The following is a 22,163-nucleotide window of genomic DNA, read 5'->3' as shown; positions in this document are numbered from 1 at the left end:
CTGTAGTAATATAGTAACCAAATAAAATAGAGAAAATAATAGGATACAGGATGAATTCTAAAATCACAGGCACAGGTAGTTACTTACCTGAAAAGGTATTAACCAACCATGATCTTGAAAAGATGGTTGATACCACGCATGACTGGATTGTAGAGCGCACAGGTATCGAAAAACGTCATATTGCAGCAGCGGATGAAACGACTTGTGATCTTGCTGAAAAAGCCGTCTTAAAAGCCATGGAAATGGCGGGTAAAACGGTTGATGATATTGATCTTATTGTATTTGCTACAACCACTCCTGATCTCATTTTCCCAAGTACTGCGTGCCTATTACAAAAAAAATTAGGTATTAGCGGCTGTGCGGCTTTTGATATACAGGCTGTTTGTACAGGCTTCGTTTATGCATTAGGCGTTGCTGATAAGTTTATTAAAAGTGGCTCTCATAAATGTGCGTTGGTTATCGGTGCGGAAAAATTCTCCAATATTATCGACTGGACCGACAGAGGAACCTGTATTTTATTTGCAGATGGCGCTGGAGCTGTGGTTTTAGAAGCAACTGAGGAAGAGGATGGTATTCTTTCTACTCATCTACATGCTGATGGTAAGTATGAGAACTTACTCAATACCACAGCTGGTGTCTCTAAAAACAAAGCCTTGATGGATTCTGGTGGGGCTTTTGTGCAAATGAAAGGTAATGAAGTTTTTCGTGTGGCGGTGAATACGCTTGGCCGTATTGTTGACGAAACACTTGAATACAATAATATGGAAAAGTCTGATATCGATTGGTTAGTGCCACATCAGGCTAATATTCGCATTATAAAAGCGACAGCTAAAAAGCTTAAGATGCCAATGGATCGAGTTGTTGTTACTGTGCATGAGCATGGTAATACCTCTGCAGCGTCTGTTCCGCTAGCCTTAGATGTGGCAGTTCGTGATGGACGCATCAAGCGCGGTGAGGTTATTCTGCTAGAGGCCTTTGGTGGTGGTTTCACCTGGGGTTCTGCGCTCATTAAGTTTTAAAAGGTTATTCCAGCTAATTAATGATAGCTCGATCTGCGATAAACGGAATTGGTATTTGTGCTTCGCGAGTTGTTTCTTATTGAGTGCTCTTCGTTTGCTATTATGATGCTTCTGTTTAGTAAGTTATTATGATTTTTCCATTGTTGTAACACTCACGACTCTTCTTGGTTTTTTGTTGTTTCACCGCTAGTTATTAATATCTTCTTATAAATTATATGACGAACGATCCTAATCAAGATGCTGAAAATCACGAAGAAGGTAGTCAAACCTTTGACAGTAAGTCTTTCTTAAAAACAGTTCCACATAAACCCGGCGTATATCGCATGATTTCGGAGGATGAAAAAATCCTCTATGTGGGAAAAGCAAAAGATCTCAAAAATCGAGTATCCAGTTATTTTCGTGGAAACATCGTAAACTCTCGGACCTATTCAATGGTCAAGCAGATTCGAGACGTACAGGTAACGATTACTGCGACGGAAGCTGAAGCCCTATTGCTCGAAAGTAATTTAATCAAAAAACATCAGCCTCGTTATAACATCTTGCTTCGAGATGATAAAAGTTATCCGTATATTTATCTGTCTAAGCATAAATACCCGCGTTTAACATTTCACCGTGGTGCTAAAAAAGGGAAAGGACAGTACTTTGGACCTTATCCAAGCGCAGGTGCAGTGCGTGAAACCCTCGCTTTGTTGCAGAAACTGTTTCAGGTGCGACAATGTGAAAATAGTTATTTCAGTAATCGTTCGCGGCCTTGTCTGCAATATCAAATCAAACGTTGCACAGCACCCTGTACAAATGAAATATCCGAAGAAGAATATAAAAAGCAGGGAGTTAGTCATACCATTAAGTTTCTTCAAGGTAAGAGCCAGCAGGTTATTGAAGAATTAGTAGAATTGATGGATAAGGCTTCGAATGAATTAAATTTTGAACAGGCTGCTAACTACCGTGATCAGATAGAACAATTGCGACAGGTGTCTCAACAGCAAAGTATTAGTGTCGGTCAGTCTAGTGTGGATGTGATTGCATTGCAGTTCGCTTCTAATATTGCCAGTGTTCAAGTGTTAACGATTAGAAATGGGCACAATTTGGGTAATAAGAATTTTTTTCCTAAGTTGCCTACTTTTTTTAAAGAAGCTAAGGGAGAGAAAGGCAAGGGAGAGGATAAGAAAGAATCGGATATTATCAGCCCTGAAAAAAGAATTCTTTCTTCATTTCTTTCCCAGTATTACATCTCGCGTGAAATTCCCTCTGAGATCTTATTGAGTCACAAACCTGAAGATAATGAACCACTGGAAGAGATGCTGTCACTGAAAGCTGAAAAGAAAGTGACTTTGGCTTATAAGCTCCGAGGAGATCGACAACGCTGGGTAGACATGGCAGCAAGAAATGCTCAGCATGCCTTGTCTACGCATTTGGCATCTAAAGCAGGTGTTCAAAAACGTGTATTGGCGCTTCAGGAAGAGCTGGGTCTGGATTATATACCTGCACGCATGGAGTGTTTTGATATCAGTCACATGATGGGTGAAGCAACGGTGGCTTCTTGCGTAGTGTTTGGTCTGGAAGGTGCAATCAAGTCCGAATACCGACGATATAATATCAGTGGAATTGTAGGTGGCGATGATTATGCCGCGATGCATCAGGCTTTAGAAAGACGTTATAAGAAGGCCATAGAAAAAGACAGCAAGCTACCTGATATACTCTTTATTGATGGGGGTAAAGGTCAGGTTACACAAGCCGTTGACGTACTCAATAAATTGCAAATAAGCGGTGTTGAGATAATTGGCGTGACCAAAGGTGAAGGGCGTCGTCAGGATATGGATACATTAACGGTACTTTCGCAGGAGGACGGCGTTTCATCGGTGAAAGAGAAAATAATGTTGCCTGCACATTCAAGTGCGCTGCATTTAATACAGCAGGTACGAGATGAAGCGCATCGATTTGCCATAAGTGGGCATCGACAAAGACGTAAAAAGACGAGAAATACTTCTCCTCTGGAAGGTATTGAAGGCTTGGGCCCAAAGCGGCGCCAGGATTTATTAAAACGTTTTGGTGGAATTAGAGCGATCACCAGAGCAAGTGTGGAAGAGTTAAGTAAGGTCAATGGAATTAGTGCGAAACTGGCTCAAAAGATTTATGATGTATTTCATTCTGAATGATTTATATGAAACCCAACAAACACCCAATTTATAAAGGTAACCGTGACTTTTAATCTACCTATTTTTCTTACAATACTGAGAATACTTGCGATTCCTTTGGTGGTTTTGTTTTTCTATCTGGATATGCCACTTACTGCATCTACCATATTTGGTTTGGCAGGCCTGACAGATTTTATTGATGGCTATTTGGCTCGAAAATATAATCAGGAATCACGGTTTGGTGCTTTTCTTGATCCAGTAGCGGACAAACTCCTCGTCGCTGTAGCCTTACTGTTGATTGTAGAACGCGAAGGCACGATGTGGATAACCATGGCTTCCGTTCTGATTATCTCTCGTGAGATTACAATATCAGCGCTTAGAGAGTGGATGGCAGAAACAGGCCAGCGAAGTAAAGTTGCAGTGGCTTATATTGGCAAGGTTAAAGCCGTTACCCAAATATTATCGTTAATCTTTTTGTTGTATAACCAGGACTTGTGGGGACTCCCACTTAGAGAAGTCGGACTGGTTTTCCTTGTGATCGCGACGGTATTGACTGTTGTTTCGATGGTGCAATATTTACAATCGGCATTTTCATCAGGAAACACAGAGAAATAAATTAAAAAAAGTGCCTGAAAGTAGAGGGGTGTATTAAATGTTTAAATTACCCTTCATTCAACGATATTCACCAGAGTACCTACTTCTACTTGATCGAAAAGGTCTATGATTTCTTGATTTCCCATGCGAACACAGCCATGAGATGCCGGTGTACCTAAGCGGCCTTCTTCGTCTGTGCCGTGAATATAAATATATCGATCGTGACTATCAACGTTTCCACCTGCGTTAACGCCTTGTTCCATCCCTGAAAGCCGGAGAATACGTGAAGTGATATAATCACCATCACTTTTCTCATCCGGTTTTTTGAGAATTTTTACGATCTTTTGGGTGTTTTTACGTGCTTTGAATATTGTACCTAACTCAGCGCCTTCACCAATTTTTTCATCAATTTTGTGCACGCCTAATGGTGTTTTAAAGCTGCCTGATAAATTACCTAGACCTGCTTCTGCGGTAGATATGGAATAGCTGGAAATAACTTTGTGGTTTTTAATTAGAATTAATTGCTGACGCGTTGCAGAAACAACGATTAGAAGGTCGTGAGGGGAGTCAGGAAAGCGCTGCTTCAGCTCATCAAGCATTGGTAACAAAGCTAGACTATCGGGCTTAACAGCGCTCATCGTTTAAATGGTATGTAACGTCATTAGATTATTATGTGTCTATTAATCGGTATCTGACATATCTATAGCAACCATATTGGCTTTATCTTTCTTTTTGCCGTCATTACGACGTGCTTCCAAGTCAGTAAAGTAGCTTTCTGATTCACCAGTGATATATTTTCCTGTAAATACCGAGCAATCAAACTGTGTGAGTTTAGAATTACCTTTGGTAATTGCGTCAATAAGGTCATCCAGTTCTTGATAAACAAGTCGATCAGCGCCGATTTCTTTAGCTACTTCTGCTTCTGTTCTGCCATGCGCAATAAGTTCTTTTGCGGCAGGCATATCGATACCATAGATATTAGGATAACGAATCGCAGGTGATGCAGAAGCGAAATAAACATTCTTCGCGCCAGAGTCTCTTGCCATTTGAACAATCTCTTTTGAGGTTGTTCCGCGAACAATAGAATCATCAACAAGCATGACGTTCTTGCCTTTGAATTCAATGTCGAGTGGATTCAATTTACGACGGACAGATTTCTTGCGTTGCTTTTGTCCTGGCATAATGAAGGTACGACCGATGTAACGATTTTTAATATAACCTTCGCGATATGGCACGCCCAGGGTAATGGCCATTTCAAGTGCGGATGTTCGGCTGGTGTCGGGAATAGGGATGACCACATCAATGTCGTGATCAGGCCATACCTTCATGACTTTTTCAGCAAGGTTGTGCCCCATTCTCATACGGGCTTTGTGCACATATACCTTGTCAATAACAGAGTCAGGGCGAGCGAAATAAACATATTCGAAGATACAGCTATTGTAAGTCGCTTTGTCAGAACATTGTTTGGTATGCACTTCGCCATCTTTGGTGATGAAAATAGCTTCGCCAGGTTCGATATCACGAACAATTGCGTATCCCTGAGTTACCAGAGCAACACTTTCAGAGGCTAGCATGTAATCAGTGCCTTGCTCAGATTCGCGTTTTCCAAGCACTAACGGGCGAATACCATTAGGGTCGCGGAAACCTACAATGCCATCACGAGTTATCATGGCAATAACCGCATAAGCTCCGACACAGCGTTTGTGTACGCCTTCAACTGCAGCAAAGACTTCTTCTGGGTGAACACTGTAAGCTTTGTATTTCTGTAATTCCTGAGCAAATATATTAAGAAGAATTTCAGAATCAGACGATGTGTTTATATGTCTTCTATCCTGTTTATAAAGTTCTTTCTTTAATTCGTGGGCATTGGTCAAATTCCCATTGTGCGCCAAAGAAATACCGTAAGGAGAGTTAACATAAAAAGGCTGGGCTTCAGAGTTTGAAGAACCACCTGCTGTTGGGTAGCGCAGATGACCAACGCCCATATTACCTACCAGGCGTTTCATGTGTTCTTTACGGAATACATCGGTTACTAAGCCGTTTTTACGACGAATATAGAGTCGTTTGCCATCGCTGGTGGCCATTCCAGCAGAATCCTGGCCTCGGTGTTGTAGGACGAGCAAGCCGTCGTAAATTTCTTGATTGACGGGTGTATTACTTAAAATACCAATTATTCCACACATGGAAGATGACCTGAAAAATTAATTACTAGAAGGGACGATTGTATTGATGGGGGTTTCTGTGTCATCTATGGCAGAGTCTCCAGAATTAGAACCATCAGATGGCGTGAGTGTCGTTGTGCCACTCCCACCGTTGTTATCATTAATGTACTGATTTAGATTATCAGGAATTAGCGTCTGTAACCATGCTGAAGCTTCCTGAAACTTAGGTATTAAGGCAGACTCGCTCCACGATTTTTGATTGGGTAACTCTGTCAAGCCCAATAGCATAGTCAATAACGTAATGGCCAACGCACCCAGTGCTACGCCGAGACCAGCACCTAAAATTCGATCAAATGCACCTAAGCCTACGGCATCTACAGCTTTACTAAAGAGGAAGTTAATTATTGCCCCTAATATCAGTACGCCAAGAAAAATCAGAAGTGCTGCTAAACCAGTCTGTGCAATTTCACTACTAAGTTTGATAGGTAACGCTGCAGCGACTGCATCTTTGTACTTAATCGCTAATAAAATTGCGGCTGCCCATGTGGCAAGGAAAATTCCCATCCATACTATACCGCGCATAAAACCAATCAAGGCAGTAATTAATATAATGACAACTATCGCTATATCAAAATAGTTTAAGTCCATTTAAATATCCTGTGTTTTCAAATAAGTGTCTAAAAAGTTTTTCATGATTATAGTTTCTAAAGAGTATGAGTCATGAAAGAAAGTATAAAACTAATTTAGAAAGACTATTTTGAAACCACTAAGCTATTTTGTACAAAGAAATTTTTCTTATAGCGTCTTTTCATTGAGTCTTGAGCTTTGATTGCGCTATTACGATCGTTATGACCACCAACACGAACACGGTAAAGTATTTTGTTGTTGCTTGTTGTTTGTGTGATGAATGCTACATAACCTTCGCTATTCATAGTGCTAGCTAGTTTATTAGCGCGTGATTGGCTTGATGTCGCTAATAACTGGATAGAGTATTTCCCGCCAGTAGGGTTAGTGTTAGCTGCAGGTGCTGCTTTCTTTGGTGCAGGCTTCTGTTCCACTTTCTTTTTTGCGACCACTTTTTTCTTGGCAGGTGGTTTTGCTTTAGGTTCTTCTTCGATAGTTGGTTTAAATACTTTTTTAGCAGGCTTAGGGTTACTGCTTGCGACTACAGTGTCTTTTTTTACTGGAGCTGCTGTAACAGCCGCCGTGGTAGCTTCGGTCGCGCCTTGGTCCGATGTGCCAACATTATCAACAATTTCTTTTTGTTCATTAAGATTAGGAGGTCTGAATGAAAAGCCAGGTTTAGTGCCGTCATTAGTAGCAGAGTCAGTGTTTGCAGAGGTTACATTTTCAACCGCTGTTTTAGCTGAATCGGTAACAGATTTTACACTATCAGTTGCTGTTTTTAAGGTGCCAGTAGCAGATGCGACAACCGCACTTCCTGCATTTGTTACTGTGTCTTTCGCTTCGCCAACTAAGCTGGCAGCCGAATCTGTTACTTTGCTCGTCGCTTCGGATAGGCTTGGTATATTAATTTCAGGTGCTCCAGGGAGTTTCATGTCAACCACTTCCTGACGCTCGCGACTCTTGTCTTTTAGCAAGTACCCTAATAGTAACGCTGCAATTATTGCTAAAACAATTGCCCCAATTCCACGTTTTACCATTGCATTATCCATGATTAAAAAATCTCCTAAAATTACTATTATCTAATACTTCTGATACTACCAGAAAAGAGCCAAAGGCAACTACTCTATCTTCATCTTTAGTGATGTTTTTAAGTAGTTGGCAGGCATCAGAAAAGCGCTCGTGTGTGACTAAATTTGAATCTATAAAACTGTCTGTAAACTGTTGTTTTAAATCGGTTAAGCTTGTGCCTCGTGATCCTTCTAACGGCACTATATGCCATTCGTCTATGACTGGATCCATGAGTTTTAATACTTCATCGATATCTTTGTCTTTCAGCATGGAGAAAAGCGCAAATGTCTTTCCTGATACCTTGTGCGTATCGATGTATTTTGCTAATTCTTTGGCTGAATGAGGGTTGTGTGCGACATCTAATAACCATTCGGGAGATTCATTGATAATCTGTAATCTTCCTGTGATGCTGGCTTTTTGTAAGCCTGCAGAGATTGATTCTGGGCTTGTAGGTAAACGATCTTGAATGGCCATTAAACCAGCTATGGCAGTTGAAGCGTTATTGATTTGAAAGTCTCCCTGTAACCTGGGTTTTGGTAAGGAGAGTTCTATTTTTTCATCGCGCCAGATCCAATGCTCAGGATCATTCTTATCTATCGAAAAGCTAAAGTCTTCGTTTAACTGAATCAATTTTATACCTAGGCGTTCGGCCTCGGTTTTAATCATTTCAGGTGGGGTAGGGTCACCGCAAATTGCAGGAGCGGTAGCTCGCATAATTCCGGCTTTTTCTTTGGCGATTAGCTCGCGATCGTCGCCTAACCAATCGATATGATCGACATCGATACTGGTAATAATTGCCAGATTGGTGTCCCAAAGATTTGCAGCGTCTAGCCTGCCACCAAGGCCTACTTCCAGAACTGCGACATCAATGTCTTGCTGTTGAAAGCACCACATTGCCGCGAGTGTTGAAAATTCGAAATAGGTTAAGCTTACTTCTTCTATCTCATTGTTTTTGTTAGTGATGAATCTAGCTTGGTTGATTGCATCAAAGGCTTCAATAATTAGCGCATCACTGGCTTCGTTACTATTGATGGTGATGCGTTCGTTGTAATTAATGAGGTGTGGAGAAGTATAAGCCCCGGTTTTATAGCCCTCAGCCTGTAACATTTCATTTAGAAAAGCGACAGTAGAGCCTTTGCCGTTTGTGCCTGCAACAGTAATGATAGGAAAAGATGGGGTGAGAAGTCCAAGTTGTTCCGCTACACGACCAATTCTTTCTAGCCCGAGATCTATCTCAGAAAGATGTAGTGTTTCCTGCCAGCTCAACCAGTCTTGTAAAGTTTTTTTCATTAGTGGTTAGTATGGAACGCGAGAAGAGAGTTCAAATTTAATGTTGCGTTCAAATAAATAGTGAAGAATCAAAATATAAGTATTAATCAATTAAATCAAACAGTGTAAAAAAGTGCCCCAAAGTAGGGGGGTGACTTTATTGAATGAATAAAGTTAATTTCCTGTATTTATTTAAAGTGAGACATTTGTGTGAAAGAAATGATTGCTGAAACTGAATTAAAAATCAGAAGCTTATAATCATCGTACTTTCACACAAAGGTATTATTGTCCGTATCATGAATGATACTAGCAGTTATTGCTCTGCTGGCTTTTCTTCAGTTTCATCATCTTCAACTGGCTTAATGACTTCTGGCTTTGCAATGGCGTCGATCTCTTCCATGTTTGCTGGTTGTGGTTTGTGCGTCAACATACACAGCATATCGATAATATCAGCACGAAGTTTGTGGCGGGTGATGATTCTATCAATCGCACCTTTTTCAATCAGAAACTCGCTTCGCTGGAACCCTTCTGGAAGTTTCTCACCCACTGTTTGTTCGATAACTCGAGGGCCTGCAAAACCGATTAACGCGCGCGGCTCTGCAACGATAATGTCACCTAACATGGCGAAACTCGCCGAAACACCACCCATGGTAGGGTCGGTAAGAACAGAAACATAGGGGATGTCAGCTTCAGCCAGCTTGGTAAGAACAGCACTTGTTTTCGCCATCTGCATTAATGAAGAGAGTGCTTCTTGCATGCGTGCTCCGCCACTGGCAGAAAATACGATGTAAGGAATGTTTTGACGAAGCGCTTCGTTGGCACCTTGAACAAATCGTTCGCCAACGACAGACCCCATAGAGCCTCCAAGGAAACGAAAATCAAAAGCAGCAGCGACTAAAGGCACACCATGAACTTGACCTTTGATCACGATCAATGCATCTTTCTCATCGGTTTCTTTTTGAGCTGCAGTTAAGCGATCTTTATATTTTTTGCTGTCTTTGAATTTTAAGAAATCAATAGGCTCTATATTGGCCGCAATCTCTTCGCGATTACTTTCATCCAGAAACATTTCGAGGCGTTTGCGTCCGCTAAGTCTTTCGTGATGATTACACTTTGGGCAAACTTCCAGATTACGCTCTAAATCTGCACGATAAAGCACTGCTTTACATGCAGGGCACTTATGCCAAAGCCCCTCAGGTATGGTTTTCTTTTTTGCTGTAGTAGCATCAGTACGAATTCGTGAAGGTAATAGTTTTTCGAACCAGCTCATATTGAGGGCGTCTCTCATTTGTTTGTCTCAGTGTTACTTTGTGCTAAATCTATCTCAAGTTATTGAAAATACACTGTTGTTTAATTGATGTGTAAATTTCCAGTAACTGTTATTTGTCCATTGCTTCACGCATAGAACTTAACAATGCACCGATTTGATCCAATATTGTATCAGTATCATCTGGATTGTTTTCAATAATTTTTACAATTGCGCTACCAACAATTACGCCATCAGAAACTGCTGCAACCGCTGAGGCACTTTCCGCATCTTTTATACCAAATCCAACTCCGACAGGAAGCGTCGTATGTTTGTTGATTTTTGCGACATTAGAAGCTACTTCGTCGACATTTAATGCGCTCGAACCAGTAACACCTTTAAGCGAAACGTAATACAGATAACCCGAGCCAGCATGAACGATTTTATCAATACGTTCTTCGGTCGTTGTCGGAGAAAGTAAGAAAATAGGGTCAATCTCGTACTTTTTCAACACATCAACAAGTTGTGTGCTCTCTTCTGGTGGTAAATCTACCGTGAGTAAACCATCGATACCGCACTCTTTGGCGGCTTTGGCAAATTCTTCATAGCCAAACGCTTCAACGGGGTTTAAATACCCCATTAGTACGATAGGTGTTGTTGTATTGGTTTTACGGAACTCTGATACCATGTCGATAACATCGTGCAAACTCGTGTGGTGCTCTAACGCTCTTTCACAAGCAAGCTGAATTGTCGGGCCATCAGCCATAGGATCCGAAAATGGAATGCCCAATTCGATGATATCTACGCCCGATTCAACCATGCGATGCATTAATGGTACGGTGATTGTAGGGTTAGAATCACCTGCAGTAATGTATGGAATTAAGGCTTTGCGATTATTTTCTTTAAGAGTGGCAAAGCACTCGGTTAATCTGCCGCTCATAACTTGATCCCTTCTAATGCTGCTACTGTATTAATGTCTTTATCACCGCGGCCTGACAGGTTGATGATAATGGTTTTATCTTTATCCATAGTTGGTGCAAGCTTCATTGCATACGCAAGCGCGTGACTGCTTTCCAGTGCTGGAATGATGCCTTCAATACGGGTTAATGAATGGAAAGCTTCCATCGCTTCATCGTCAGTTACTGCAACTGCGTGAGTTCTACCCAGATCTTTGAGCAAGCAATGTTCTGGCCCAACACCTGGGTAATCCAAACCTGCAGAAATTGAATGTGGTTCAACGACTTGGCCATCTTTATCTGCCATTAAGTACATGCGGTTACCGTGCAATACCCCAGGTTTTGCCATACTCAATGGAGCAGCATGTTCACCAGTTTCCAGACCGTGGCCTGCAGCTTCAACACCGTAGATGGCAACATCCAGATCAGGTAAAAACTCGTGGAACAATCCGATGGCGTTTGATCCACCGCCAATACAAGCGATTAGTGCATCAGGTAGGCGACCAGTTTGTTCAAGACATTGCTCTTTCGCTTCGCGACCAATAATGGTTTGGAAATTACGTACCATGCTTGGATAAGGATGTGGGCCAGCAACAGTACCTATGCAGTAAAAAGTATTATCTACATTGGTTACCCAGTCACGCATCGCTTCATTCAAAGCATCTTTCAGGGTTTTAGAACCTGAAGAAACAGGTCTAACTTCTGCGCCTAAGAGTTTCATTCTGTACACATTAGGTGCTTGTCTTTCAACATCGACTTCGCCCATGTAAACCACACACTCAAGACCTAAACGAGCAGCGATTGTAGCTGTTGCAACGCCGTGCTGACCTGCGCCAGTTTCAGCGATGATGCGTGGTTTGCCCATGTGTTTAGCTAATAGAGCCTGACCAATGGTGTTGTTGATTTTATGTGCGCCAGTGTGATTTAAATCTTCTCTTTTAAGGTAGATTTGCGCACCACCAAGCTGTTTAGACCATCTTTCTGCATGATAGAGTGGGCTAGGGCGACCGACATAGTTTCTTAAATCATTATCGTAATTCGCCTGAAACTCAGGGTCATCTTTTAATGAATTGTAGGCTTCGTCGAGCTCTTGTATGGCTTCCATTAATGTTTCAGAAGCAAAGCAACCACCATAGATTCCAAAGTGTCCATTTTCATCTGCTAAGTTGTCCCAATCAATCGTGCTTAAGTCAACATTGCTTAAATCGTGATCGTTTAGGTCATTCTTTATTTGGCTGTTTTTACGGCCATTTACTGTTTCAGTTCTTACAGTGGACACGTTGTACCTCTTTCATTAACTGTGTAATTTTTTGTTTGTCTTTAATTCCTGGCTGGCTTTCTACGCCACTACTGAGATCAATACCATACACATTACAGGCTTGCATAGCATCAGCAACATTATTGGGGTTTAATCCACCTGCTAAAATGATGGGTTTAGCGTAATTTTGTGGAACATGACTCCAGTCGAATGTCTTTCCCGTGCCGCCTGCTTTTCCGGTTGCATGGCTATCAACTAAAAAACCTTTGGCTGTTGTGTATTGATCTGCAAGCTTTTTAAAATCATCTTCTGTCTCTACAGATTCCATACCTATCGCTTTGATGTAAGGGCGTGGAAATGATTGGCAAAAGTCAGGTGTTTCAGAGCCGTGAAATTGTAACAAGTCTAAACCCACATTAGCTAGTACAGTTTCTACAAATTCAATATCTGGATCCAGAAACAAACCAACGCAAGTGACAAAGGGCGGTAATGAAGCATAGATTTCAGTTGCCGTTTCTATACTTACATTTCTTGGGCTTTTTTCATAAAAAACAAGTCCAATAGAATCAGCACCAGATGCACAGACATGTTGAGCCGCTTCAACGGAAGTAATGCCACAGATTTTCACCCGTGTTCTTGAATATTTTTCGTTTCGATTTGCCATTAGCGGAAGTTAGCATAAGCGGCTGTAACAATGAAGTTACAGTTATAAAGTTAATGATTATAAAAAATAATGTTTAGAGGGTATTGCTAAGCTTATTTTAATTTCTGATAAAAAAGCCTTCCAAAGTAGGGGGGTGTGTTTAAATATACGCTTTTATCGATTGCGATATAGATAACGGTTTTTGTGATGAATTTATATGAACAGGCGTTCTTATGTTTGATGCATAGGGATACTAGCGAAAAACAAAGCATGGTTGCTCAATTAAGAGAGGCTTGGGAAAAAGGGGAACTGGATAGAAAGGATTCTGCGTTGATAGAAATTCCTGTTCCTGGTCGTCCTGATCGTCCAGATTTATTAAACCCTGGGTTACTGAAGCAACGAAAGTTGGGTTCTGAGTTAGGTCGTGCAACGCTTGTCCACGCTATTTTGCATATTGAATTCAATGCGATTAATTTGGCGCTTGATGCGGTTTATCGTTTTCGCGATATGCCAGAAGCGTATTATTCTGATTGGTTAAAAGTAGCTGCAGAAGAAGCATATCATTTTTCTTTACTGGAAAAGCGCTTAGCCGATTTAGGATATGCGTATGGGGACTTTCCTGCGCATAATGGCTTGTGGGAAATGGTTTTGAAAACAGACCATGATGTGTTGATAAGAATGGCATTGGTGCCCCGTGTTTTAGAGGCTCGTGGTTTGGATGTAACACCGGGTATGATCGAACGTTTATTGAAAGCGGGAGACAATGAAACGGTAGACATTCTACGCATCATTCTTAACGATGAAATTGGCCACGTAGCGATTGGATCTCGCTGGTTTAAGTATTGTTGTGCAAATAAAGAACTGAATCCGGAAGAAACCTTCCGTAATCTCCTCATCGAATATATGGGGAAGGGCTTAAGCGGTCCGTTTCATGAAGAGGCTCGCCTGCAAGCGGGGTTCAGTCAGGAAGAAATCGATGATTTAGTCAAAATGGTCTAATTTTATAGGCTATTATCCACTTTAACTTGTTAGGCCATAAGAAGTTGTCGTTTAAATATGTTTTCTGAAATCCTTTAAGCTATCTATGTATTCCCTACGATTGTTTCCAATTCGCTTGTTTTTCCCAGGAACTGGTATGGCTCTTTTAAAGTCATGTCTTTTGATTGTCTTGTTTGGCTATGCAGTAACTGCGAGCGCCATAGACACAGAGTCTCATCCGGAAAAGTACTGTAGTGTAGGGAAGATGGAAAGCTTTAAGAAAAAGTTGAAGACTTATAATCAGTTAATTTCAAAATACAGTCAAAAATATGGGGTGTCAGAATCCCTGATTAAAGCGGTAATAACTGCTGAAAGTTGCTTTAATTCATCGGCAGTTTCTCCGGTAGGTGCGCAAGGTTTAATGCAGTTGATGCCTGCCACAGCGGCACGTTTTGGTGTTCTCGACAGTTTTGATCCAGAACAAAATATTCAGGGTGGAACCAAATACCTGAAGTTTCTACTGTCTTATTATGATCAATATATCCAGAAAGCGGTTGCTGCCTACAATGCAGGAGAGGGTGCTGTAGATAAGTATCAGGGTATTCCTCCATACAAAGAAACGATTAACTATGTTTCGAAGGTCTCTCAGTTACATAAGATCTATTCTAAAGGGGTCAAGGTTCATGCGGTGTTTCGACAAGGTAAATCTCGATCCTATCGTCCTTTTAAAACGACGAAATCTCGCCTAAGTCCTTATAAAAACGGCAAACGAAATTATGCACGTAGTAGCTGTTATAAAACAACATCTCGTCTTAAAAGGGCAACTCGTTACGTCAAAAGGGGCAGGATAAAACAAAGGCTTTATTTTGCCAAAAAAGGCGATACCTTGATGAAAGTGATGCGTAAAACAGGTGTTAATAAAAGCAAAATTAAACTAATGAATAACTTACGATCCAATGCAAGATTGAAAAGAGGGCAAAGATTGTTACTGTGGGAATGTAGATAATTAAACCGTAAAATGTCGTAAAAACAAGAAGCTTATATTTTAGCCAATAGCTTTTAAGAATGAACGGTAAAGAAAAATTTATCTACATACGTTATAATTACGCACTATAAACGCGCTTTACTGGGCTGTAACAGTGCGAGTTGTAGTTGATGTATCCGGAATCTTATAGACCAGCTATAAGGCTCCTCAAGTTAGTCAAATATAATTACTAAAAAGTTATCAGAGAATAAATATGAGACCTGCAAGAGTCATTCTGAACGCTAAGTCACCTCTAATCAATACACCCGCCTGGGTTGCACTGCTTGAGCATTTTGAGCGTATAGAAAAAGTCCACATGGTCGAGCTCTTCGATCAAGATCCTGAAAGATTCAAGAAATATTCTATTCAGTTCAATGATATGTTGTTGGACTATTCCAAAAACCGCGTTACCGACGTGACGATGAAATTGCTGTTTTCACTGGCTGAACAAGCGGGTGTGGAAAAGTGGCGCGATAAAATGTTTTCTGGTGAGAAAATCAATAATACTGAAGGTAGAGCAGTATTACATACGGCGCTTAGAAACAGATCGGGCAAACCTGTTTTTGTGGATGATGAAAACGTCATGCCGCTGGTCGATGCCGAGCTAGAGAAAATGCGGGATTTCTCGGACAAGGTGCGTAATGGACAATGGATTGGCTATGCCGGCCTACCCATCACTAATGTAGTTAACATTGGTATTGGTGGTTCTGATTTAGGCCCTAATATGGTTTGTCGGGCATTAGAGCCTTATTCGCACAAAAGCCTTCGTGTACATTTTGTATCGAATGTAGATGGTTCGCACATCGGCCAGATGCTTAGTTATCTTCGTCCTGAAACTACGTTGTTCATTGTGGCGTCTAAAACCTTCACCACACAGGAAACACTCACTAATGCCAATACTGCGAAAAAGTGGTTTTTAGAAGGCGCTGGGCGTGTTACTGAAGGCGATATCGCAAAACACTTTGTCGCAGTGTCAACAAATGAGAAAGAAGTAGAAAAATTTGGAATAGACCCGGTCAATATGTTCCGTTTCTGGGATTGGGTGGGCGGACGTTATTCATTATGGTCTGCCGTAGGTCTGGCTAGTGCGATTTATGTTGGCATGGATAACTTCATCGAAATGCTGGAAGGCGCTCATGAAATGGATAATCATTTTCAAGAGCAACCACTTGATCAGAATATTCCGGTGATTCTGGCAATGCTAGGAATCTGGTATGGTAACTTCTTCCATGCGGAATCCAGCGCTGTTCTTCCTTATGATCATAACTTGCGTATGCTACCCGCTTATCTTGAGCAGGCAGATATGGAGAGCAATGGAAAATCTGTCGATCGAGAAGGTAGGCAGGCAACTTACTCAACAGGAAAAATTATTTGGGGAGCTGAGGGTATTAATGGTCAGCACGCTTTCTACCAGTTATTGCACCAAGGTACGCGTTTAATCCCGACGGATTTTATTGCGTCGATTCAATCTCACGGCAATCATAAAGAACATTGTGACATCCTTGCTTCTAACTTCCTCGCGCAAACAGAAGCGTTGATGAAGGGAAGGACGATGGAAAAGACGCGAGAACAGTTAAAGGAAGCTGATATCGAACTTCATAAGGCAGAGAAACGTTTGCCTCATATGATTTTTAGTGGAAATCAGCCTAGTAATTCAATCGTTATCAAGAAATTGACGCCAAAAGCTTTAGGTTCTTTGTTGGCTATGTACGAGCACAAGATTTTTGTACAGGGCATCGTCTGGAATCTAAATTCTTATGATCAGTGGGGTGTTGAGCTAGGCAAGAAGTTAGCGAAAAATATTCTTGAAGAGCTCGAAGACGGTGAAAACCTGTATGAACATGATAGTTCTACGCTTGGTCTGCTCGATTGGTTTAGAAAGAATAGTGCAGATTAAATGCACAAAAAACCCCCTATAAGTAGGGGGGTGTGTTTTGATTTTTATAGATGTGTGTTTTTGCTGATTAACAACAAATTTAACGTTTAGTCACTTTGGTTAAAATCCCGCCTTTACCTAAAGCAAAGATACTGTTTCCATCTACTTCAGGCTCGATTGAATAACCACGTGGATCACCTTTGCTTCTCGCGCTGAACTTTCCGTTCGTTGCGTTTATCCAGTGGATATTGCCTTGTTTGTCAGTAATGACAATATCTGAGCTTCCAACAATAGCTGGCACTGAAGGTAATCGTCTTTGAAGGTCGTCCATGCTCCATACTGGTTCTCCAGTTTGTGGATCATATTTCCAGACGTTGCCTTTGTCATCGCTGCTGTAAAGTCCCAATTGGTTTGCGTTAACACCTGTGGGTGTTGAATAAGCGCGAGACCAGGCTTTTTTGCCATTCTCGATATTAATTCCAGTAGAACTACCATTCATTGATGCGGCAAATAAAGCGTTACCGAGTTGTTTGATTTTTCCATCGACGTCTGTGATTTGTTCTGGCTCAGTGCTGGCACGAGGCAAGGCTAGAATTGCTTCCCAAATTCCCTGACCATTTTCAATGTTGTATGCAGCTACCTTGCCGTTATCAAACCCTGCGATAACTAATGGTGGTACTAATATTGGTACACCCGCGCCTAATTGACTAAGGGCAGGGGGGCGTTGAGAACGTTGCCAGACTAGCTCTCCGGTAGTGACTTGTAGTGCATGAAGTTTGCCATCAACCGTTCTGAATATGACTCTATTGTTGGCGCTGGCAGACACTGAAAGTATTTCGCTACTGAGTCTTTCAATCCAGAGAATTTTACCCGTTTTGGCATCCAGTGAAATCGCATTGCCATTTGTGGTACCTATAAATACCTGATTGGTATTAACAGTATTTGAATTGCTGAAATTACCATTAACGCCTGCGCTAATGGTTTCGCCAATAGCGCTTCTCCACAACATTTTGCCGTTGCTTTTTTGCCATGCGCTGGCAGAAGTGCCGCCAGCAACAAAGACATATTGTTTGTCGATAAATGGGTGAACCTTGTTCTCCCCCATTGCACTTCCTGTAGCAATTTGCCAATCAGTGCTAGCTTTTATGGTAGGAGTGACGGCTTTTAATGCTTTAAGTGGTGCTGGAGCAGATTTTTTGCCAGTAATTTGGCTGCATCCACTTTGTAGAGCGAATAGCCCGATTAAAAGCAGTACGTAAGGTTTTAAAGTCACTATTTAAGCTCCGCTTTTTAGTTGGTTACCCAGATCATCGCGCTTCATTTTTAACAACTGTGTATTTTGATCACCTGCGCTCAAAATAGCTTTATCGTATGCTTCGTATGCCTGTTTCAACTCTTTCTTGGCAAAATGGATATCGCCATTTAACTCACTAACCAGTGATTGGTATGACGCTGGCATTTTTTCAGCAAGAATTGATTTAGCTTCATCTAATTTGCCGGTACTCACTAGCGCTCTAGCGAGACGAAGTTTAGCCAGATTTGCGAGACTATCTTGTGGGCTCTCAGCAGCTTTTTTTAATTGCGCTATACAGTCATCTGTTTTACCTGCTTCACAGCTGGTTTTTGCAGATTCTAAAGCGGCTAGATATGAATACGACGTGCCACTGTATTCATCATTGAGTTTTTTCAATATTTCTGCAGAGTCAGTGCCTTCCTGGCCAAGCTGAGCATATAGTTTTGAAGCGCCTTCAGACTGAGTTACTTTGTGTTCTTTCCAGTAATTCCAGCCAAACATGCCGCCAACGGTAAGTGCAACGCCTGCAATTACAGAGGTTCCGTTTGAACGCCACCAGGCTTTCAGTTCTTCTGCTTTTTCTTCATCTGATTTAAGATCGTAATCTGCCATTTCTGTTACTGTCCTATAAATAAATTGTGTCTTTCAATACGGTATTTCTTAAGGTGGAGCGACTATACCATGTTGATAATATGTTCTGCTATGAATTCGCTTAGCGCATCTTGCGCTAAGGTTTGTTGTTGGAAATCGTCTTGTAAGCTTTTCAATAAAGGTTTCACTGTGATTTCGTTATTATTTAACTCACTCTCTCCTAGTATGAAGGCAAAAGCCGCCCCAGATTTATCGGCGCGTTTGAGCTGAGATTTAAAACTGCCTGAACCTGCATTACACATTAAGCGTAGCTCAGGGGTTGAGTCGCGTAATGACTCAGCTAAAGCAGTACCTGCTAATTCAGCCTCATCTCCAGCCATCACAAAGTAAGCGTGTGGGAGTGTTTCATTCTTATTAAGGCCTTGCTCTTCAACCAGAAGTTGAAGTCGATCTAGGCCAATGCCAAAACCGCAGGCTGAGGTTTCTCTTCCGCCTAATTGTTTTACTAAGCCATCGTACCTGCCGCCTGCGCAAATAGTGCCTTGCGATCCGAGGTCTTCAGTAATCCATTCAAATACAGTTCGGTTATAGTAATCGATGCCACGAACCAGACGCGAGTTAACCTCATAGCTAATGCCGATTTGGTCTAAACGTTGTTTCAATCCTTCAAAGTGTATTTTAGATTCTTCATCTAAATAGTCGAGTAGGTTGGGGGCATTCTCAACCAGCTCTTTCATCGATGGGTTTTTGGTATCCAGAATTCTAAGTGGATTTTTGTGTAAACGTCGTTGAGAATCTTCATCGAGTTGGTCTTGATGAGCGCTAAAATATTCGATTAACACATCTCGATATTGTTGGCGTGCTTCATTACTGCCAAGTGAGTTGATTTCAAGCCTTACGTTTTTAAAACCAAGTTTCTTCCAGAAGCGAGCAGCAATTGCTATTACTTCTGCGTCTATTTCAGGGCCATCAATGCCATAGGTTTCAATGCCTGCCTGATAAAATCCTCTGTAACGTCCTTTTTGAGGGCGTTCATGACGGAACATGGGGCCGATATACCAGATGCGTTGTTGTTGGTTGTGAAATATACCGTGCTGGATTCCAGCTCTTACACAGCCAGCTGTGCCTTCAGGGCGTAATGTGAGGCTATCACCATTTCTATCTTCGAAGGTGTACATCTCTTTTTCAACGATATCGGTGGCATCACCAATTGAGCGTTTGAAAAGGTCAGTAGACTCAATAATTGGAGTGCGTAACTCGCTATAGCCATAACTGTTAAAAAGCAGGCGTGCGGTGTTTTCGATATATTGCCAGGAGGAGGATTGTTCAGGGAGAATGTCTCGCATTCCGCGAACTGATTGCAGATTTTTTGCCATTATGTATACCGAACTTGTTCCTGAAACTATTAAACGTTTATTCTAAGGTGAAATTGGCAATACTGCCATTGATATACTGGCTGATATCAACCGCTTTGTCATCAACAAATAGTGATAAACCCTGAGCATTTCCTACTCTAAAAGTTAAAGGTTTTTCGATGGTTAGGTCTTTATTGGTGCCTACTTTGTTCAAGCCTTCAAATACGGTTTTGTTATCTTTGTTTCTGATTCTTAACCAGACATCTTTATTGAACACTAATTTAATCTTTAGCTGATCACTTGATCCTGTTGAAGGTGTTTCTTCGTCAGCGGAAGCTTGTTCTGTGTTCTCGTCTGAAGTGTTAGCGTCATTTGTTGTGCTTGTTTCTGTGTTAGTTGCTTGTTGAGTATCTTCTGTTGCCGCTTCAGCGGTGTTTGAGGTATCCGCGGCAGTTTCTGTTTGAGTGTTTGGTGTATCAGTGCTTGTAGCATTGTTTTGATTGTTTGCAGTCGTGTTTGTCTGGTTATTTCCAATATTCAATGGAAGATTAGTGGTGTTATTGTTATCAGGAAGATCGCTATCAGGTAACGGGACGGGTACAGGTAAAGATCCAGTTAGCAAAGGATTGCTACCAGATTCACCGTTAGGTGATTGCAACTGTGTCGATAAGCTACTCCACGTGGTTTTAAACCATTGGTTAACACCAGGAATCATGGCTAACAGGCTAATACCACCTATTAAAAAGGCCAGTAAAATGAGCTGTGCCCAGATAGGGGACATGCTTTTACGTTTGCTGATATCGATATTAGCTGATGTCTTTATCTGATAATTGAGTTCATTTGCATCGGCACCACGTAATGATTCATAGCGATTAATCAGCTCGTTAGGATCCGTGTCACCAAGTTTCGCATAGTTGCGTAAATATCCGCGTACATACGGTGGTTCGGCTAACTGGTCGAAGTCTTCATTTTCGAGGTGAAGAATTACTTCTTCAGATAAGCACATCGCATCAGCGAGTTGCGATGTCGAATAACCAGCATCCTCTCGAAGTTGAATCAGGCGAGCCTGTAATTCGCCTTCGAGGACGACTGGTTGTTCCGTTTTATTTTTTTCTTTGGCCATTGAATCTTCGTGTCTGGTTAGTTGTGCAGTTGTATGGGTCAGTGATGCTGAGATGTTAGTTAGCCTGTTGTGCTTCTTTGCTGGCTGGGAAAAGTCTTAATAATGCGGCTTTACATTTTCCAGCTTTTGCGTGGTCACCCATTTTAGTGTTGATTTTACTACAGAGCTCTAATGCTTCTGGAGATGAATGTCCCACACTCTCATAGCGTAACATGAATGCTTGTGCTCTTGGATAATTCCCGCGATCACTATATAGCTTCGCCATTTCTAGTAATGCGGAAGGGAAAGCTGATTTTTTCTTTAGCGCCTGACGAAAATAAGTTTCGGCTTTAGCATCGTTGTTGGTTTTTCTTAAGCAAATTCCAGCATTAGTATAGGCAAATTCAGGAGTGCGATATAGTGGGTCGTTAATTGCAACGTTAAACTGTTTAATCGCTGCCTGTGGGCGTCCTGAGTCGCATAAAAAAGAACCGTAGTTGTTCCTGATTTCAGGGTTTTTAGGACTAATATTTACTGCTTTCAGAAAATACGTTTCTGCTTTTTTTGTGTTGCCTAATTTCTGCTGCAAAATCGCATAGTAATGATTCGATTGTGCTGAATTTGGGTTTTGCTCAAGGGCTTTTAATAACTTTTCATTGGCAAGGTTCAAACGACCTTTTTGTAAATAACGGATACCTAAATCAGAATTATAATTTGAAGCTTCGCTAGATTTAACGGTAATAGAAGAACATGCACTCAGAAATAAAGCGCTTGCAATAAATGCAGAAGTTAATAGTGTCTTGGTTTTTATAAGGTTAAAAGAGTTAACATTGTTAACCGAAGCTTTTATGTCAGTAATCCCGGAGCTATATATGGTGCTCATTGAAAATCCCCTTTAGTAAGCATCGTAAGCATTGATGATTAGCAAGTAATCAGCAAACTATTCTTATTTTTTTAAATCTTAAG

20 protein-coding genes are annotated in these 22,163 nt (G+C 41.3%); 6 read left to right on the top strand and 14 right to left on the bottom strand.

Features of this window, described 5'->3' with window-relative positions; genetic code table 11:
* Positions 1-50 precede the first annotated feature (50 nt).
* From EV695_RS15220 to pgsA, 3 genes are all read left to right on the top strand, one after another.
* The gene (locus EV695_RS15220; RefSeq protein WP_131906825.1) at positions 51-1,019 is read left to right on the top strand and encodes a beta-ketoacyl-ACP synthase III; all 969 of its coding nucleotides are present in this window, start codon (positions 51-53) and stop codon (positions 1,017-1,019) included.
* A gap of 215 nt (positions 1,020-1,234) precedes the next feature.
* Positions 1,235-3,175 (top strand): excinuclease ABC subunit UvrC, encoded by a 1,941-nt coding sequence (gene uvrC / locus EV695_RS15215; protein ID WP_131906824.1) that lies wholly within the window; start codon positions 1,235-1,237, stop codon positions 3,173-3,175.
* Positions 3,176-3,217: 42 nt separating this feature from the next.
* Positions 3,218-3,769: a CDP-diacylglycerol--glycerol-3-phosphate 3-phosphatidyltransferase gene (gene pgsA / locus EV695_RS15210; protein WP_131906823.1), complete on the top strand. Its 552-nt coding sequence runs from the start codon at positions 3,218-3,220 to the stop codon at positions 3,767-3,769.
* A 53-nt stretch (positions 3,770-3,822) separates the two neighbouring features.
* Here pgsA and EV695_RS15205 read toward each other — a convergent pair whose 3' ends face one another.
* From EV695_RS15205 to EV695_RS15165, 9 genes are all read right to left on the bottom strand, one after another.
* On the bottom strand, positions 3,823-4,386 hold the full coding sequence (locus EV695_RS15205) for a L,D-transpeptidase (protein ID WP_131906822.1): 564 nt from the start codon (positions 4,384-4,386) through the stop codon (positions 3,823-3,825).
* A gap of 42 nt (positions 4,387-4,428) precedes the next feature.
* Positions 4,429-5,931, bottom strand: coding sequence for an amidophosphoribosyltransferase (gene purF / locus EV695_RS15200; RefSeq protein WP_131906821.1), 1,503 nt, complete (start codon positions 5,929-5,931; stop codon positions 4,429-4,431).
* 18 nt (positions 5,932-5,949) lie between these two features.
* Positions 5,950-6,558 (bottom strand): CvpA family protein, encoded by a 609-nt coding sequence (locus tag EV695_RS15195; RefSeq protein ID WP_131906820.1) that lies wholly within the window; start codon positions 6,556-6,558, stop codon positions 5,950-5,952.
* Between the two features lie 104 nt (positions 6,559-6,662).
* Positions 6,663-7,586, bottom strand: a complete 924-nt coding sequence (locus EV695_RS15190; protein ID WP_131906819.1) for an SPOR domain-containing protein — start codon at positions 7,584-7,586, stop codon at positions 6,663-6,665.
* A complete protein-coding gene (folC, locus tag EV695_RS15185) occupies positions 7,579-8,895 on the bottom strand; it encodes a bifunctional tetrahydrofolate synthase/dihydrofolate synthase (RefSeq protein WP_131906818.1) in 1,317 nt (438 codons plus the stop codon). The genes EV695_RS15190 and folC overlap by 8 nt, the downstream gene beginning before the upstream one ends.
* Positions 8,896-9,187: 292 nt before the next feature.
* Positions 9,188-10,144, bottom strand: coding sequence for an acetyl-CoA carboxylase, carboxyltransferase subunit beta (accD, locus tag EV695_RS15180; protein ID WP_131906817.1), 957 nt, complete (start codon positions 10,142-10,144; stop codon positions 9,188-9,190).
* A gap of 109 nt (positions 10,145-10,253) precedes the next feature.
* Positions 10,254-11,060 (bottom strand): tryptophan synthase subunit alpha, encoded by an 807-nt coding sequence (trpA, locus tag EV695_RS15175; protein WP_131906816.1) that lies wholly within the window; start codon positions 11,058-11,060, stop codon positions 10,254-10,256.
* Positions 11,057-12,256: a tryptophan synthase subunit beta gene (gene trpB / locus EV695_RS15170; protein WP_131907089.1), complete on the bottom strand. Its 1,200-nt coding sequence runs from the start codon at positions 12,254-12,256 to the stop codon at positions 11,057-11,059. The genes trpA and trpB overlap by 4 nt, the downstream gene beginning before the upstream one ends.
* Positions 12,257-12,335: 79 nt before the next feature.
* A complete protein-coding gene (locus EV695_RS15165) occupies positions 12,336-12,998 on the bottom strand; it encodes a phosphoribosylanthranilate isomerase (protein WP_131906815.1) in 663 nt (220 codons plus the stop codon).
* 186 nt (positions 12,999-13,184) lie between these two features.
* Between EV695_RS15165 and EV695_RS15160 the strand changes: the two genes are divergently transcribed.
* The 3 genes from EV695_RS15160 to pgi all read left to right on the top strand — a co-directional run bounded on the left by EV695_RS15160 (position 13,185) and on the right by pgi (position 16,876).
* Positions 13,185-13,976 carry a ferritin-like domain-containing protein gene (locus EV695_RS15160; RefSeq protein ID WP_131906814.1) on the top strand — a complete coding sequence of 264 codons (792 nt, stop codon included), beginning with the start codon at positions 13,185-13,187 and terminating at the stop codon, positions 13,974-13,976.
* Between the two features lie 136 nt (positions 13,977-14,112).
* Positions 14,113-14,961: a transglycosylase SLT domain-containing protein gene (locus EV695_RS15155; protein ID WP_207907107.1), complete on the top strand. Its 849-nt coding sequence runs from the start codon at positions 14,113-14,115 to the stop codon at positions 14,959-14,961.
* Between the two features lie 232 nt (positions 14,962-15,193).
* Positions 15,194-16,876, top strand: coding sequence for a glucose-6-phosphate isomerase (gene pgi, locus EV695_RS15150; RefSeq protein ID WP_131906812.1), 1,683 nt, complete (start codon positions 15,194-15,196; stop codon positions 16,874-16,876).
* A gap of 79 nt (positions 16,877-16,955) precedes the next feature.
* On the opposite strand, the gene EV695_RS15145 is transcribed toward pgi, so the two are convergent.
* The 5 genes from EV695_RS15145 to pilW all read right to left on the bottom strand — a co-directional run bounded on the left by EV695_RS15145 (position 16,956) and on the right by pilW (position 22,080).
* Entirely contained in the window at positions 16,956-18,128 is a 1,173-nt protein-coding gene (locus EV695_RS15145) for an outer membrane protein assembly factor BamB (RefSeq protein ID WP_131906811.1), read from the bottom strand.
* 3 nt (positions 18,129-18,131) lie between these two features.
* Complete coding sequence (locus EV695_RS15140) at positions 18,132-18,761, bottom strand: YfgM family protein (protein WP_131906810.1); 630 nt, start codon at positions 18,759-18,761, stop codon at positions 18,132-18,134.
* A 62-nt stretch (positions 18,762-18,823) separates the two neighbouring features.
* The gene (gene hisS / locus EV695_RS15135; protein ID WP_131906809.1) at positions 18,824-20,116 is read right to left on the bottom strand and encodes a histidine--tRNA ligase; all 1,293 of its coding nucleotides are present in this window, start codon (positions 20,114-20,116) and stop codon (positions 18,824-18,826) included.
* 37 nt (positions 20,117-20,153) lie between these two features.
* Positions 20,154-21,218 (bottom strand): RodZ domain-containing protein, encoded by a 1,065-nt coding sequence (locus tag EV695_RS15130; RefSeq protein WP_131906808.1) that lies wholly within the window; start codon positions 21,216-21,218, stop codon positions 20,154-20,156.
* A gap of 55 nt (positions 21,219-21,273) precedes the next feature.
* Positions 21,274-22,080 carry a type IV pilus biogenesis/stability protein PilW gene (gene pilW, locus EV695_RS15125; RefSeq protein ID WP_131906807.1) on the bottom strand — a complete coding sequence of 269 codons (807 nt, stop codon included), beginning with the start codon at positions 22,078-22,080 and terminating at the stop codon, positions 21,274-21,276.
* Between the last annotated feature and the right edge of the window lie 83 nt (positions 22,081-22,163).

Source organism: Cocleimonas flava (assembly GCF_004339015.1).
Lineage (GTDB): Bacteria > Pseudomonadota > Gammaproteobacteria > Thiotrichales > Thiotrichaceae > Cocleimonas > Cocleimonas flava.
This window is presented reverse-complemented; position numbering and strand designations above follow the sequence as displayed.